The sequence below is a fragment of the Pseudoalteromonas sp. 2CM41L genome, assembly GCF_023161905.1.
Taxonomy (GTDB): Bacteria; Pseudomonadota; Gammaproteobacteria; order Enterobacterales; family Alteromonadaceae; genus Pseudoalteromonas; species Pseudoalteromonas atlantica.
In genome coordinates, this window is record NZ_JALNTN010000009.1 from 141,031 (window position 1) to 155,178 (window position 14,148).

At 41.9% G+C, this 14,148-nt stretch carries 13 protein-coding genes, 3 tRNA genes and 1 pseudogene; 6 read left to right on the forward strand and 11 right to left on the reverse strand.

Annotated elements, in window-relative coordinates; genetic code table 11:
- Window positions 1-14 precede the first annotated feature (14 nt).
- The 7 genes from MTF64_RS12350 to nudE all read right to left on the reverse strand — a co-directional run bounded on the left by MTF64_RS12350 (window position 15) and on the right by nudE (window position 4,667).
- Window positions 15-1,523 (reverse strand): YifB family Mg chelatase-like AAA ATPase, encoded by a 1,509-nt coding sequence (locus MTF64_RS12350; RefSeq protein WP_004588672.1) that lies wholly within the window; start codon window positions 1,521-1,523, stop codon window positions 15-17.
- Window positions 1,524-1,556: 33 nt separating this feature from the next.
- The gene (locus MTF64_RS12355) at window positions 1,557-2,171 is read right to left on the reverse strand and encodes a trimeric intracellular cation channel family protein (protein ID WP_055255143.1); all 615 of its coding nucleotides are present in this window, start codon (window positions 2,169-2,171) and stop codon (window positions 1,557-1,559) included.
- A gap of 500 nt (window positions 2,172-2,671) precedes the next feature.
- Window positions 2,672-2,748 (reverse strand) — tRNA-Met (locus MTF64_RS12360).
- Window positions 2,749-2,930: 182 nt separating this feature from the next.
- Window positions 2,931-3,007: transfer RNA gene (locus MTF64_RS12365), tRNA-Met, on the reverse strand.
- Window positions 3,008-3,085: 78 nt separating this feature from the next.
- Window positions 3,086-3,162 (reverse strand) — tRNA-Met (locus tag MTF64_RS12370).
- 148 nt (window positions 3,163-3,310) lie between these two features.
- Window positions 3,311-4,102 carry a 3'(2'),5'-bisphosphate nucleotidase CysQ gene (gene cysQ / locus MTF64_RS12375; protein WP_248451555.1) on the reverse strand — a complete coding sequence of 264 codons (792 nt, stop codon included), beginning with the start codon at window positions 4,100-4,102 and terminating at the stop codon, window positions 3,311-3,313.
- A complete protein-coding gene (gene nudE, locus MTF64_RS12380) occupies window positions 4,095-4,667 on the reverse strand; it encodes an ADP compounds hydrolase NudE (RefSeq protein ID WP_029772216.1) in 573 nt (190 codons plus the stop codon). The genes cysQ and nudE overlap by 8 nt, the downstream gene beginning before the upstream one ends.
- A 62-nt stretch (window positions 4,668-4,729) precedes the next feature.
- Here nudE and yrfG point away from each other — a divergent pair, with 62 nt between their 5' ends.
- A complete protein-coding gene (gene yrfG, locus MTF64_RS12385) occupies window positions 4,730-5,377 on the forward strand; it encodes a GMP/IMP nucleotidase (protein WP_004588668.1) in 648 nt (215 codons plus the stop codon).
- Window positions 5,378-5,385: 8 nt separating this feature from the next.
- On the opposite strand, the gene MTF64_RS12390 is transcribed toward yrfG, so the two are convergent.
- Window positions 5,386-6,009: a dUTP diphosphatase gene (locus MTF64_RS12390; RefSeq protein WP_004588667.1), complete on the reverse strand. Its 624-nt coding sequence runs from the start codon at window positions 6,007-6,009 to the stop codon at window positions 5,386-5,388.
- Window positions 6,010-6,114: 105 nt separating this feature from the next.
- Here MTF64_RS12390 and MTF64_RS12395 point away from each other — a divergent pair, with 105 nt between their 5' ends.
- Window positions 6,115-6,759: a peroxiredoxin-like family protein gene (locus MTF64_RS12395; protein WP_248451556.1), complete on the forward strand. Its 645-nt coding sequence runs from the start codon at window positions 6,115-6,117 to the stop codon at window positions 6,757-6,759.
- Between the two features lie 130 nt (window positions 6,760-6,889).
- On the opposite strand, the gene MTF64_RS12400 is transcribed toward MTF64_RS12395, so the two are convergent.
- Both MTF64_RS12400 and MTF64_RS12405 read right to left on the reverse strand, forming a co-directional pair.
- The gene (locus MTF64_RS12400) at window positions 6,890-7,258 is read right to left on the reverse strand and encodes a YacL family protein (protein ID WP_096040980.1); all 369 of its coding nucleotides are present in this window, start codon (window positions 7,256-7,258) and stop codon (window positions 6,890-6,892) included.
- A gap of 114 nt (window positions 7,259-7,372) precedes the next feature.
- Window positions 7,373-7,597 carry a hypothetical protein gene (locus MTF64_RS12405; protein WP_004588664.1) on the reverse strand — a complete coding sequence of 75 codons (225 nt, stop codon included), beginning with the start codon at window positions 7,595-7,597 and terminating at the stop codon, window positions 7,373-7,375.
- 311 nt (window positions 7,598-7,908) lie between these two features.
- Here MTF64_RS12405 and uvrD point away from each other — a divergent pair, with 311 nt between their 5' ends.
- The 3 genes from uvrD to MTF64_RS12420 are packed head-to-tail and all read left to right on the forward strand — an operon-like array spanning window position 7,909 to window position 13,019.
- The gene (gene uvrD / locus MTF64_RS12410; RefSeq protein ID WP_248451557.1) at window positions 7,909-10,074 is read left to right on the forward strand and encodes a DNA helicase II; all 2,166 of its coding nucleotides are present in this window, start codon (window positions 7,909-7,911) and stop codon (window positions 10,072-10,074) included.
- Entirely contained in the window at window positions 10,052-12,112 is a 2,061-nt protein-coding gene (locus MTF64_RS12415; RefSeq protein ID WP_248451558.1) for a GNAT family N-acetyltransferase, read from the forward strand. The genes uvrD and MTF64_RS12415 overlap by 23 nt, the downstream gene beginning before the upstream one ends.
- Window positions 12,113-12,170: 58 nt before the next feature.
- On the forward strand, window positions 12,171-13,019 hold the full coding sequence (locus tag MTF64_RS12420; RefSeq protein ID WP_248451559.1) for a chemotaxis protein: 849 nt from the start codon (window positions 12,171-12,173) through the stop codon (window positions 13,017-13,019).
- 49 nt (window positions 13,020-13,068) lie between these two features.
- Here the strand turns inward: MTF64_RS12420 and MTF64_RS12425 are convergent, their stop codons facing one another.
- On the reverse strand, window positions 13,069-13,725 hold the full coding sequence (locus MTF64_RS12425; RefSeq protein WP_096738911.1) for an NAD(P)H-dependent oxidoreductase: 657 nt from the start codon (window positions 13,723-13,725) through the stop codon (window positions 13,069-13,071).
- A 137-nt stretch (window positions 13,726-13,862) separates the two neighbouring features.
- On the opposite strand from MTF64_RS12425, the pseudogene MTF64_RS12430 reads away from it, so the two are divergent.
- A pseudogene (locus tag MTF64_RS12430) lies at window positions 13,863-13,958 on the forward strand (sugar O-acetyltransferase); the annotation flags it as partial.
- Window positions 13,959-14,148: the final 190 nt, after the last annotated feature.

The following is a 14,148-nucleotide window of genomic DNA, read 5'->3' on the forward strand; positions in this document are numbered from 1 at the left end:
CAGCAGCGTTTAGTTTATTTAGTTAACTGCGCTAGTAACCGCTCAAAAGCGCGATAGTTTAGCGCCTCTTTTAGCTCTTCTAAACTAATATGCTCTGCACCTTTTAAATCACTAATAGTACGCGCCACTTTAATAACCCTATGGTAAGAGCGCGGCGATAACGACAGCTTTTCGCTAGCGCGCGCTAAAAACTGCAACTCAGCCGGAGCTAAAGTGCAATGTATATTCATTTCTTTATTATTTAATCGTGCATTAACTTTACCTTGGCGCTTTAGCTGTGCACTGTAGGCCGCCTCTACTCGGGCTCTTACTTGGGCACTGGTTTCTTCAGGCTCGGTACTTTGTAGTTCAACACTTGTTAGGCGCGGCAGCTCTATTTGTAAATCGATACGATCGATAAACGGGCCTGATACGCGCGATAAATAGCGCATCACTTGGTCAGGTGTTGCTCGCTTATCATTATGACACCCGGTAGGGCTTGGGTTTAGTGCGGCTATAAGCTGAAACTGCGCCGGAAACTCCATTTGCCTTGCAGCCCGCGAAATAACCACCGAGCCGGTTTCCATGGGTTCACGCAGCGAATCAAGTACCTTACGTTCAAATTCCGGAAGCTCGTCCAAAAACAACACCCCGTTATGCGCAAGTGAAATTTCACCCGGTTTAGGGTTTGAAGAGCCACCAACTAAAGCGACTGCCGAGCAAGTGTGGTGTGGGTTTCGAAAAGGCCGTTGGCGCCAATTATTTAAATCAATTGATTGGCCAATAATAGAATACAGTGCAGCCGTTGATATTGCCTCATCGTCTGACATGGTTGGCATTATCGTCGCCATACGCTGCGCTAGCATAGATTTACCCGTACCAGGTGGACCTAAAAAAAGTAGGTTATGGCCTCCAGCGGCGGCTATTTCTAGCACTCGCTTAGCACCGGGTTGGCCTTTAACATCACTTAAATCGAGTAAAAAGTCGGGAGACTGGGCGCAATCTGGGTATTCAATATTTAAAGGTAGTGGCTGCTGATTTAATAAATCCCCCCATACTTCTTGTAACGAGTTAACCGCTTTACGCTTAACGCCGTTCACCAAACTTGCGAGGCTATCGTTGGTAAAAGGTAAAAAGCAGCAACGGTTTTGCTCTTTTGCAGCAAGTACGGAAGGCAAAATGGCATTAACTCCCCGCACTTCACCATTAAGGGCAAGCTCACCGTAAAATTCATATTTATGTATATCTGGACACACTACCTGCCCCGAGGCCACTAAAATACCTACGGCAATGGCTAAGTCGAAACGCCCGCCATCTTTAGGTAAATCGGCAGGAGCTAAATTTACGGTAATACGTTGATCAGGGAAACCAAATTGAGAGTTTTCTAGGGCGCTACGCACCCTGTCTTTTGATTCTTTAACTGAGGCCTCTGGCAGCCCAACAATATTAAATGCCGGTAAACCATTACCTAGGTGTACTTCTACAATAACTTCGGGGGCGTTTATACCCACTTGGGCACGAGAATAGATGCGAGCTAGCGACATTCCTTATCCTAATTAATGGTTTAATTAATTAGTTTAGTCAGAATATTTAAAAACGTGTACTGTGATTTGCCATTTAATAGCCGCAATACGAAGCAATAAGGTGGTTAGCATTGCCATTACCATGGCAAGTTCGGTCGCGAACGCAAAGTGAATTCCCAGCGTGTAAACTACACCGCCAGCAATACAGGTAATAGCATATAACTCGCCTTTTAGCAGCATAGGAATTTCGCGAGCAAGCACATCACGGAGCATGCCCCCAAAACAACCGGTAATTACACCCATAATAATCGCGGTCATATTTGGCATGCCGGCTAGTAAGGCTTTTTGGGTGCCCATTACCGCAAAAAATGCTAAACCAAATGCATCGGCAATTTGTAATGTATAGTGCGGAATCGACTTTTGCTTGTTAATAAGCCGCGTGGTAATAAATACCGCGGCTAAAATAGCATAAAAAAAACTTTGATCGTGTAACCAAAATACCGGAACATCTAATATGAGATCGCGAACCGTACCGCCCCCAATCGCTGTTACCGCTGCTAATACTACAACCCCAAAACCATCCATTTTCTTTTCGTGTGCGACCAAAGTACCTGTAACAGCAAACACAGCAATACCGATTAAATCAAACCAGTGATAAAGTTCAGTCATGTGTAACAACCCAAAATTATTTGTGCCGTTTTAACATAAACTATACAAAGTTTTAAGTAATAACGTATTTTTAGAGAAGTTTATAATATTTATAGATATTACTCGGGGGTATAAATCTAAGAGTGCTTTATAGGGAAAGAAATATAAATTTTAGGCATAAAAAAACACGCTTTAAGCGTGTTGTTTCATTTTATGTATTTCAGTGGTTGCGGGAGCCAGAGCTTATGAAAGGTGGACCGACGACCTTTGCTGGCTTATACAGAGCTGAGACCGACGAGCTATTCATTTCACTGAATTTCAGGCATAAAAAACACGCTTTTGGCGTGTCGATTTAATATAACTTATTATTTCAGTGGTTGCGGGAGCCAGTGCTTATGAAAGGTGAACCGACGACCTTTGCTGGCTTATGCAGAGCTGAGACCGACGAGCTATTCATTTCACTGAATTTTAGGCATAAAAAAACACGCTTTAAGCGTGTCGTTTCATTTTATGTATTTCAGTGGTTGCGGGAGCCGGATTTGAACCGACGACCTTCGGGTTATGAGCCCGACGAGCTACCAGGCTGCTCCATCCCGCGCCTGAAATATGTATACTTATTTAGCGTTGCTTACATTACAACGTGGCTGCCAACTTACTAAAGGAAATTGGTTGCGGGAGCCGGATTTAAAACGACTACCTTTGCTGGCTAATGAAGAGCTGAGACCGACAAGCTTTTCTTTAACTAACATTTTACAGTAACCTCAAACCCCTAAAGGAAATTGGTTGCGGGAGCCGGATTTGAACCGACGACCTTCGGGTTATGAGCCCGACGAGCTACCAGGCTGCTCCATCCCGCGCCTGTATATTTTAAGTCTATCGACTACTTAATTTAATCTCTTAAGTTAGAGTTTACAGTAACCAAGCTTTTAAAAAATTGGTTGCGGGAGCCGGATTTGAACCGACGACCTTCGGGTTATGAGCCCGACGAGCTACCAGGCTGCTCCATCCCGCGCCTGTAATTTCTTTGAAATAGTTTCGTGTTAATAACGAGCCTGTTTCGAAGAGAGCGCTATAATATAGGAATAAACTTATATTGCAAGGCTTTAACTAGTTAATTGTGTTCAACCGAACAAAAAGCAATCAACAAGCACTATAAATAGCTATCTCTGGTGTGGGCTTATCATTTTTTGAAACTCCCAATCTGGGTGTCCCATTACAATAAAGTCAGGATTTTCAGTACTCTCACGCTGGTTATAAGTAAGCGGATTAAACTCTGCATCGGTTATACACCCACCCGCTTCTTCTACAATAACTTGTGACGCGCCGGTATCCCACTCGCCTGTAGGACCAATTCGTAAAAAGCAGTCGGCTTTACCCTCGGCAACTATACATGCTTTTAGCGAGCACGAGCCTACTGCAATAGTGGCAAACTGCGTATTTAAATACTGACTGACCGCTTCAATTTTTTGTCTACGGCTTACTGCCAACGTTAGGTTATCGGGTGTTGCTACCGACATTTTTGTGTCGCTACCATTTTCTCGTTTAAATGCACCCTGATTAGCAGTAGCAAAGTAAGTGCTCCCTTTTGCCGGCCAATGAATCACACCTAAAACGGGGTGATTATTTTCAATAAGTGCAATATTAACGGCAAAGTCACCACTTTCTAAAATAAACTCGCCAGTGCCATCCATCGGATCTAATAACCAATAGCGCTGCCAGTTCTTTCTTTGGGCAAGTGCCGGAATAGGCGTTTCTTCCGACATGATAGGAATGTCGGGCGCAAGCGCTTTTAAACCAGCAACAAGCACATCGTTAGACGCTAAGTCTGCTTTTGTAACAGGCGTAGAGTCTGATTTTTCTTGCTGGCCAATATCGTCTTTTTTATAAATAGCCATAATGGCATCGCCTGCACTTTGTGCAAGTTCAATACAAGGCTCTAGTAATTTATTCATTTGCAGCTCCAGACGCTAAATACTTATTTAATAATAGCAAAGCGGCAACACTGCGAGCTTCGGTAAAATCGTCTTGCTCTAATAATGACTGCCAATCTGTTAATGGCCACTTAACAACCACTAAAGGTTCGGGCTCATCACCTTCTAACGTTTGCGGATATAGTTGCTTAGCAAATAAAATATGCATGGTCGCGTTAAAGTAACTTGGCGCCATTGATACTACTTTTAGTGGCTCAAAAAATTCAGCACCAAAACCCACTTCTTCTTTAAGCTCTCTGTTTGCAGCTTGCTGTGGTGTTTCGCCTGGGTCTATCAAGCCTTTAGGAAAGCCTAATTGGTAGTCGTTTGTGCCCGCGCAATATTCACGTACCAGTAGCATTTCGTTATCTGCAGTTATTGGTACAATCATTACAGCCCCGCGGCCACCGCCACGTATGCGCTCATACTGGCGCTCTTCGTCATTAGAAAACTTAAGCTCTAACGATTCAACAGTAAATAAACGGCTTTTAGCAACTACATTGTTACTAATAATTTGAGGCGGAGTTGGGTGCTTTTTCTGTGTCATTGGCGTTATTTTGCTATCATGGCAGTTGTGCTTAATCATAAACTTTTCACAAGGAAAAGCCCATGCTAAATTGGTCAAAAATCGATACCGTTTTACTCGATATGGACGGAACATTACTCGATTTACATTTCGATAGTCACTTTTGGCTTAACGTTGTACCAGAGCAACTTGCGCTCACTCGCAATATTACCCTTGATGAAGCAAAAGCCGATATGCACAAACGCTATCAAGCGGTAAGTGGTCAAATACAGTGGTATTGCTTAGATTATTGGCAAGAGCAACTCAATTTACCAATAATGGAATTAAAACGCCAAACCCAGCACTTAATAAAAGTACGCGAAGATGTGCCCCACTTTTTAACAGAGTTAAAAAAAGCAGGTAAAGAGCTAATTCTTTTAACTAACGCCCACCCTGAAAACGTCATGCTTAAATTTGAACATACCGCGATAGATAATTATTTAGATGGCGTGGTGTCTACTCATCAATACGGAGTGAGTAAAGAGCAGCAAAGTTTATGGCATCAAGTACAAAAAGACTTAGGGTTTAATAAGCAGCGCACTTTGTTTGTTGATGATAGTGTGCCAGTTTTAAATGCTGCCCGAGAATACGGCATTGAACATTTACTTGCGGTGGCCAACCCAGATAGCCAGCAACCACATAATGTAATAGCCGATTACTTAAACGTAACCGACTACAGAAACATAATCTAGCAGCTAGATTATTGTTGCGGGTAACGCGCCACTAGGCCTTGATATACTAACTTTGCAAAGTCGGCATGTTCGGTATCAAGGCTTTTAACGACTTCGACTAAATGCTCGTTATCCTCTTGGCCATTCCATACTTTGATGTAGCTGCCATCTTTGTAGCCATGATCTTGGCGAAAAAAGTTTAACGTGTTTTTACCTACGTAACCGCGGTATAAATCGTCAATATCCATCCCTATTTGCGCCATACACCCTGCAAACGCGGCCGCGTTAAAGGTTTTATTTGCAACTGCTGAAGCTGCTAATATTTCAAGAGTTTGTTTAAAGTCATCTGCGGCCTGTGGTGCGCTAAGTTCTTGTTCTAGCTGCTTAGCTAACTCTTCGTAAGAGGTTGTTCCGTCAATTCTTAACGACAAACCAAAATGAAATATATCAACCAATTCTAGAATGACTTGCTCGGTGTCTGGGGTTTGTTTTTTCCACCACTTCCAACCGTAATGATCTAGCATCTCTGCACACTCTACCCAAATGGCTCTGTACCACTCAAAGCCTTGGCTAAACCATTGATCATGAACTTTAGTGTTCATGGCATTTTGCATTTCTAGCATTACTACTAGCTTATTTAAGTTGGCTGACATATCGTTTCCACTTGAGCTTTTAAATTACGCTTATGATACAGGCAAATAATAAAAAGTGCATTTTTGATCTATTATAAACAGCACATAAAAACAGGGCAGGAAATAATGATGAGTAAAGTGTTACTGCATACCTTGGCGACTATTGTAATGGCTGCTTTTTTAGTAGCGAATGCGCAAGCAAGTACAGAAGGAATTGCTGCAGCCCCCGAGCAAGTATCACCATTATTACCGGGCTTAAGCGTGCCTAATATAACGCTCAAAGATCAACATGGTAATAATGTAGAGTTACAAAAGCGCTTTGCTGAAAAAACAACGGTGCTTATTATTTACCGCGGAGGTTGGTGTCCTTATTGCTCAAAGCAACTGGCTAATATACAAGAAATTGAGCAGCAACTCGCTAATTTAAACGCGCAAATTATTGCAGTATCGCCAGATAGCCCAGAAAAACTAGCCCAAAGTAAAATAAGCTCGCCAAATTATTTACTGCTTTCAGATGATAGCCTAACCCTAGCAAAAGCCTTAGGTTTAGCTTATTTTTTAGATGATAAAACAGCCGCTATCTATCGCAATAAGCGCGGTGTTAACTTTGTTGATGCCCAAGGCAAGGTAAACGTCACTTTACCTGTACCGGCTGTATTTGTAATTGATAAAAGTAGCGTTGTGTATTTTCAGTACGCAAACCCTAATTACAAAGTACGTTTAACAGAGGAGCTATTATTAGCTGGCGTTAAATCAATAGAAAATCAATAATTTGTAGATATATACCAATCGACTTAAATATTTAACCATTCTAGGGTGCTAAATAGAGCGCTATAAATGTCTAATAACTTAACACCATTGATATTACAAAAAAGGCCAACTAGGTTGGCCTTTTAAACGCTTAACGCGAGCCACTAAACTCAGCCCATGACTCTATTAAATCTATAAAATCTTCAAAGCCACAACCACTCACTAGGCCACTTTCTTCAAGCATTAAGTCATCATCTTGATAGGCGACTAAATCTTCGCTGTCTTGGTGTAGGGCATGGGCTTCAAATAAGGCTTCGTCTTTAGAGAGTATTAAGTCTATCTCTTGGCCTTTTAACGTTATTGGCTCGTAACTTGTTTTTACCGAGCTAATAAGTGCTTGTACCATCTCGACTTTTTCTTTGCCAATTTCTTCGTTTAACCAACGGCCAATTAGGGCATGCTCGCTGCTTATTTTAATGCGCAGCCCACTAATAGGGTCACGTATAAATTGATATTCCATAATTTTTACTTTTAAAACGCTAATGCGCTAATTATACCCATAAATAGCCTTAAACACCGACCCTAAAACGCAAAATAGCGCCAATGGGCGCTATTTAAATAGGCGACATAAAAGCTAACTTCGCGATCTAAAACGTGCAGCATCTATAATCGACCATAAATAAATAATAGGCACGAGTACAAAGCCTACTAATACATAAATAAGTGCGTAACTAATTATAATAGCTAGCGCAAAAAAGATAGCGGCTAAAATTCGCCCTTGTACCAATTGCCCTAAACCAGGAAAAAATATATTACACAACGCTGCAATAACATTACCGCCAGAACCTTGATCAGCCATACTCACCTCTGTAGTTAATTAATTTTAAGTTTTAGTTATTTACTTACTATCACACTTTATGCCAATTTATTAAAGCTTAAAAATCAAATAGTTAAATTACTACTAAATAACTGCTTTAGTATTTTTTACTAAATATAGGTCAATTTGATTATTTTTATTATTAATTATCGTTACTTAAGAGTACAAAAAAGCGACTAAGCGATTAGTTTTACAAGTATTTTTAGAATAGCTGTTCATAAAAACAGTATTTTATTTAGCCTAACAAAAACACCTGTTATACTGCCCTCATTATTGATTGAAAAGGCGTAACGATGGACGTTTCTGAATTACTCGATGGCTTAAATGACAAACAACGCGATGCCGTTGCAGCCCCACTACAAAACATGCTGGTATTAGCAGGTGCTGGTTCGGGTAAAACACGTGTTTTAGTTCATCGTATCGCGTGGTTAATGCAGGTTGAGCAAGCCTCTGCTTATAGCGTTTTTGCGGTTACCTTTACTAATAAAGCCGCTAAAGAAATGCGCACCCGTGTTGAAGAAACCCTAAAAGCCCCTGTCGGTGGCATGTGGATTGGTACATTCCATGGTTTATCACACCGTATTTTGCGCGCTCATCACCGTGAAGCAAACCTGCCAGAAGCCTTTCAAATTTTAGACTCTGACGATCAACTTAGAATGATCAAGCGCTTATTAAAATCAATGAATATTGATGACAAAAAATGGCCCGCCAAACAATTTGGCTGGTACATCAGCGCTAAAAAAGATGAAGCCCTGCGCCCTAAAGATATTCAAGCCTACGATATAAACGAGCAAATGATGCTACGTGTATATGCCGCCTATCAAGAGGCGTGTGACCGTGCAGGTTTAGTCGATTTTGCAGAAATACTGCTACGTAGCTACGAAGTACTTAAAAATAACCCTACGCTACTTCGCCATTACCAGCAGCGCTTTGCCCACATGCTGGTAGACGAGTTCCAAGATACCAATACCATTCAATACGCATGGTTAAAGCTACTTGCTGGTGATACACAAAGCATTATGATTGTAGGCGACGATGACCAAAGTATTTACGGTTGGCGCGGCGCTAAAATAGAAAACATTAAACGCTTTTTAACTGATTTTGACGCCGAGACTATTCGTCTTGAGCAAAACTACCGCTCAACCGCGACCATTCTAAAAGCATCTAATGCGCTAATTAAAAACAATTCAGAGCGCATGGGTAAAAGCCTTTGGACCGATGGTAACGAAGGCGAGCCTATATCAATTTATGCCGCCTTTAACGAGCTAGACGAAGCCCGCTTTGTAAGCAGCAAGCTACGCAGCTGGTTAAATGCTGGTAATGCGTTGCAAGACGCCGCTATTTTATACCGTAGTAACGCGCAATCTCGTGTACTCGAGGAAGCCATGCTTCAAGAAGGCTTAAAATACCGTATTTACGGTGGTATGCGATTCTTCGAACGTCAAGAAATTAAAGATGCGCTATCGTACTTACGATTGGTAGGAAACCGCCAAGACGACGCCGCATTTGAGCGTGTCATTAACACCCCTGCGCGCGGTATTGGCGATAAAACACTTAGCCATATACGCGACTGTGCGCGTGCTGAGTCTCTGCCTCTTTGGTACGCAGCTAAAGCAATTGTTGAACAACAACATTTATCGGGTCGTGCGGCAAGCGCTGTTACAAAATTTGTAGAGTTGGTAGAGCACATAGAAGATAAAATTAGCGACCTTACACTGCAAGAGCAAGCCAAATACGCTATTCAAACCTCTGGCCTTATGGCTATGTATCAAGCTGAAAAAGGCGAAAAAGGCCGAGCTCGCGTAGAAAACTTAGAAGAGCTTATCAGTGCCTGCGATCAGTATGAACTCCCCGAAGAAGAAGAGTTTAGCTCACCACTACAAGGCTTTTTAGCTTATACATCGCTTGAGTCTGGTGAAGGCCAAGCCGATGAACACGAAGACGCTGTGCAAATGATGACTCTTCACTCTGCTAAGGGCTTAGAGTTTCCACTTGTGTTTATGGTGGGCGTTGAAGAAGGCATGTTCCCATCGCAGCAAAGTAATGAAGAATCAGGGCGCTTAGAAGAAGAACGCCGCCTTTGTTACGTGGGCATGACCCGAGCCATGGACAAACTTTACATAAGCCATGCCGAAAGCCGTCGTTTATACGGCCAAGAAAAGTACCATAGCCCATCGCGATTTTTACGTGAAATACCCGAAGATTGCGTAGAAGAAATTCGTATTAAAACACAGGTATCACGACCGCCTGCTGCAGGACGTTTTAGCGCATCAGTAAGCCATGCTGTATTTGAAGAAAGTGGTTTTAACTTAGGCCAACGTGTACTGCACGCTAAATTTGGTATTGGCACTGTGCTTAATTACGAAGGCAGCGGCGCGCAATCGCGTGTGCAAGTAAACTTTGACGACCTTGGCAGCAAATGGTTAGTAACCGCATATGCACGACTTCAAGCTGTATAAGCACTGTGTTGAGCAATTAACGCAGCAACTAACTGGCGCAAAGCATCGTCAGTTAGTGCTTATTACAGGCCAGCCTACTTGGTGCTATGAACTATTAAGCGCGTTAACCCGTTCGGATGATGTAAAGTTACTTTCAAGCAGCCTTGCCAATGCCAGTTGGCCTGAGCATACTCATCAACTACTTGGGCAAGAGTTTCCTCATGCCGTTTATGATGGCTTTAGTGGCATTTACCCCGATAAACTCGCTGCATTAGCCGGCACCGTAAAAGCCGGCGGGCTTTTATTTTTATTACTGCCTGATTTACAACGTTTAGCCTCATGGCAAGACCCTGCGCTGCAAAGCGTGCAGTCTTATGGGTGTAGTAATCAGCAAAGCTATTTTAATTTACGTTTTTCTCGCCTTTTACAAACGCTACCCGCCATACACTTTGATGAACACACTGACTTTAAACAGCCGCCGCTCAAAAGCAATGTAACAAATAAAATTGAGTATCAGGCGCAGCAACAATGCGTTGAGCAAATAATTAAGGTGGCCACAGGGCGTGCGAACAGGCCTTTAATTATTAATGCCGACAGAGGGCGAGGAAAATCAGCCGCGCTAGGTCTTGCAGCCGCAGCATTACATGATAAAAAAATCATTGTATGCGCAACACAATTTAGAGCCACCCATAGCTGTTTTAAGCATTTAGCTAAAACCTTACAGGTGGAATACAAGGCTCAGCAAAAACATTTAGCTAATTTACAATACATGGCGCCCGATGCACTGCTTAATCAGTTGCCGCCATGTGATTTATTACTGGTTGATGAAGCCGCCGCAATACCTGTCCCACTACTGTTAACCATGTTAAAGCACTACCCGCGTATAGTCTTTGCAAGCACCTTGGTGGGCTACGAGGGTAATGGCCGAGGCTATACCATTCGCTTTACGCAACATATTAAAGCAAATTACAAAGCGGCAAAAATTGTAAACTTAGAAGAGCCTTTACGTTTTGCCAAGGGCGACCCTCTTGAGCAACATGTACGCACACTCTTTGCTTTAGGTGCACAATATAACGAATACCCCCCCGCTTTAAATAGCATTGAGCACGTTGAAGTCACTCAACAGCAACTCGTTAACAATGAGCCTTTACTGCAGCAAATAGTTGCGTTGCTAGCACTTGCCCATTACCAGAGCAGTGTTAACGATTTACGCCAATTACTTGATGCCCCAGCGCAAAGGCTGTTTATTAGTAGATGCGACATGCATGTTGTGGGTGTGTGTTTAATAGCAGTTGAAGGCGGTATGGATGCAAAGCTAGCTAAGCAAGTAATCAGTGGTGAGCGCCGCCCACAAGGGCATTTAATGGCGCAATCGCTCGCGCAATTAAGCGCACAGCCAAGCTATTTAACAAAACAAAGCGCACGCGTTATTCGTATAGCTGTTGCACCTAACCTGCACCAACAAGGCGTAGGTAAAGCATTGCTAGCGCATTGCCAGCACCAGCTAACCCCCACCTGTAGTTATATAGGTGCAAGTTTTGGGGCTACAGCAGGGCTTTTACGTTTTTGGCAATCTCAGGAATTTTGTGCTGTAAAGCTAGGTTATCAGCGAGATAAAAGCACGGGTGAGCACTCAGCCCTCGTTATTAAAGCATTAGACACTTCCACGCAGGGCTTACATACCTTAGCTCAGCAATTTAAAAGTGATTTGTTTTATGGTTTATTAACGCACTTTAGCCAACTCGACAGTGAGTTAGTCAGTGAGCTAATAAGTAAATTTATCGATGAATCTAGCGTGCCCAGCCCACCTATAAACACTGCAATTACTACAATAAATCGCTTTAATACCGCGCCAAAACTATGGTATTTATTTAACCACTCCCCATCCAGCCTAATGGCAACTAAAAGTGAAGATCGCCACTTGCTGATACAAATGGTATTACAAAACCACAGTAATGAGCAGCTAATCAAGCAACATTGCTTAAGTGGAAAAAAAGCCTTAGAGCAACAATTTAAACTCGCAGTTAAGTCACTAATTAAAAAACCACACAACCTTTAAGCTATTTATCTATTTTGTTCTATCCTTAAAGCATTACAAGGCAATTAAAGATAAAGGTATGGAATTCATAAACTTTCAAGTGGGCTGTAAAACCATTTCACTTAAAATTCTCGATATTTTACTCACCGAGCGGTTTGATAATAACCTCACTACATTGCCAAATAACAATAAGAGCTTTATTGGTGTAAAAGACTACATGGAAACACCCACGCCGGTGTTCGACCTAGGTGTTATTTTAAATGGCAGCTCTACAGAGCAAAGTAATAAAAAAGCACTTAATGAGCTAAGAACCTGGCAAGCCTCGCTTAATGATTGGTTTAGCCAATTTGAAAAAAGCATCGCGCAACAGAGCCACGTAATAACAAACGATAAAACTCAGCTGCACAACATCGCCGTATTTTATAAAGAGTTTAAAACTGACAACAGTGACCTAAAACCTATCATAGAAAAACTTGATGAGCCTTTTCAAGCGCTAGTAACAGCTACAGATCGTGCAGTTAGTACTCATAACGAGCAAGACTATAAACAAGCCAGTAAATATTTAGCGAGTATAAAGCGCAACAGCTTTATGCAATTACAACGTCTGTTTGATGCGGCAAAAGAGCAAATAACACTCGATTATAAACCTATTATTGTTTTTACTACTAAAGATGGGCTCAACCCGCATATCGGATTACTAGTAGATAAAGTAGAGGACAATATAGATTATAAAAAAGAAGACATTAAGCCACTCGATAAATTAACCGAAGTAGGCTTTGATATAGACCCGCAAACCAAAGGCATGATGCGAGGGCTAATAAAGTTAGCCGAAAAACACAGTGTTTTAATAGACCCTAGCGCAATATTTAGACCTGATCATTTAGCACAACAGGAAGACGAAGAAACACAAGCGTATGGTTTATTCTAAAAATAAAAAAGCCGAGAAGGCTCTCGGCTAATTAACTTATAGCAACACGTTATACAGTAGCTATAATATCTTCAACTGGTAAACGCGCTTTAGGTTTGCCAAAGTTCCAATCTTCTTCTTCAACTGGGTAACCCATTGCAAGTGCCACTTCACAAATATGACCATCAAGCTCTTCGCTAAACTTCTCACCGATTAACTCTGAATCAACACCTTCCATAGGCGTAGATGCAATATTTAAACGCGCCAGTGTATGCATAATGTTACCCAGTGCTAGGTAAACTTGTGCTTTAGTCCAGCTGCCATTGTAGCCATTTTCATCCGTATTCATTTCAGCAAAAGCGTAGGCACCCATAAAGCTTTCACGCAGTTGCGCTGGTAAGTGACCAGAGCTCACTTCAACATCCACACGTTTAACAAACTTCTCTTTAGTAAACTTAGGATCGTAAGCTAATAACAGCGTATGCGACGCTTCTTTAGCGTGTAATTGATTAAACTGGTGCTTGTTAGCAAATGTATCGTGCAAACGCTGCTTAGCTTCATCACTTTCTACCAATACAAACTTCCAAGGTTGAGAGTTGATTGAAGAAGCAGACAAGCGAATAGCTTCTTTAATTACGTCAAGATCCGCCGATGAAATACGTTTGCTCGTATCGTATTTTTTAGCCGTGTAACGGTTATGTAAGTCTTTAATAATTTGATGAGACATGCTCTTCTCCCCTTTGGTAAGGTATGTAAATACAAGATGGGGCAAGTTTATAGGGTTTGCTATCGATTGATAATTAGCAAAATACTTAAAAGACTTTCTAAAAAAATTTGATAATAGATCAAGCCCATACCTTTTGGGATAACAGTGTTATTGGTGCGGGATCTGTAGTAACTAAAAATGTAGAGGCGGATACTGTTGTTGCTGGTAATCCAGCTCGTGAGATAAGAACAATATATTTACCATACAAAGGTGTACGGCGAACCTTATCCGCGGGTTTCGTGATACTCAACCCACGCTACGGAGGTGATGGAGACTGTGCGAATAATATCTGGAATGTATTTTTACTTTTCTGCAGACGTAAAAAAGCCCGGCTCTTTCGAGTCGGGCTTTCTTGTATTTGGAGCTTGGCGATGTCGTGGTGCC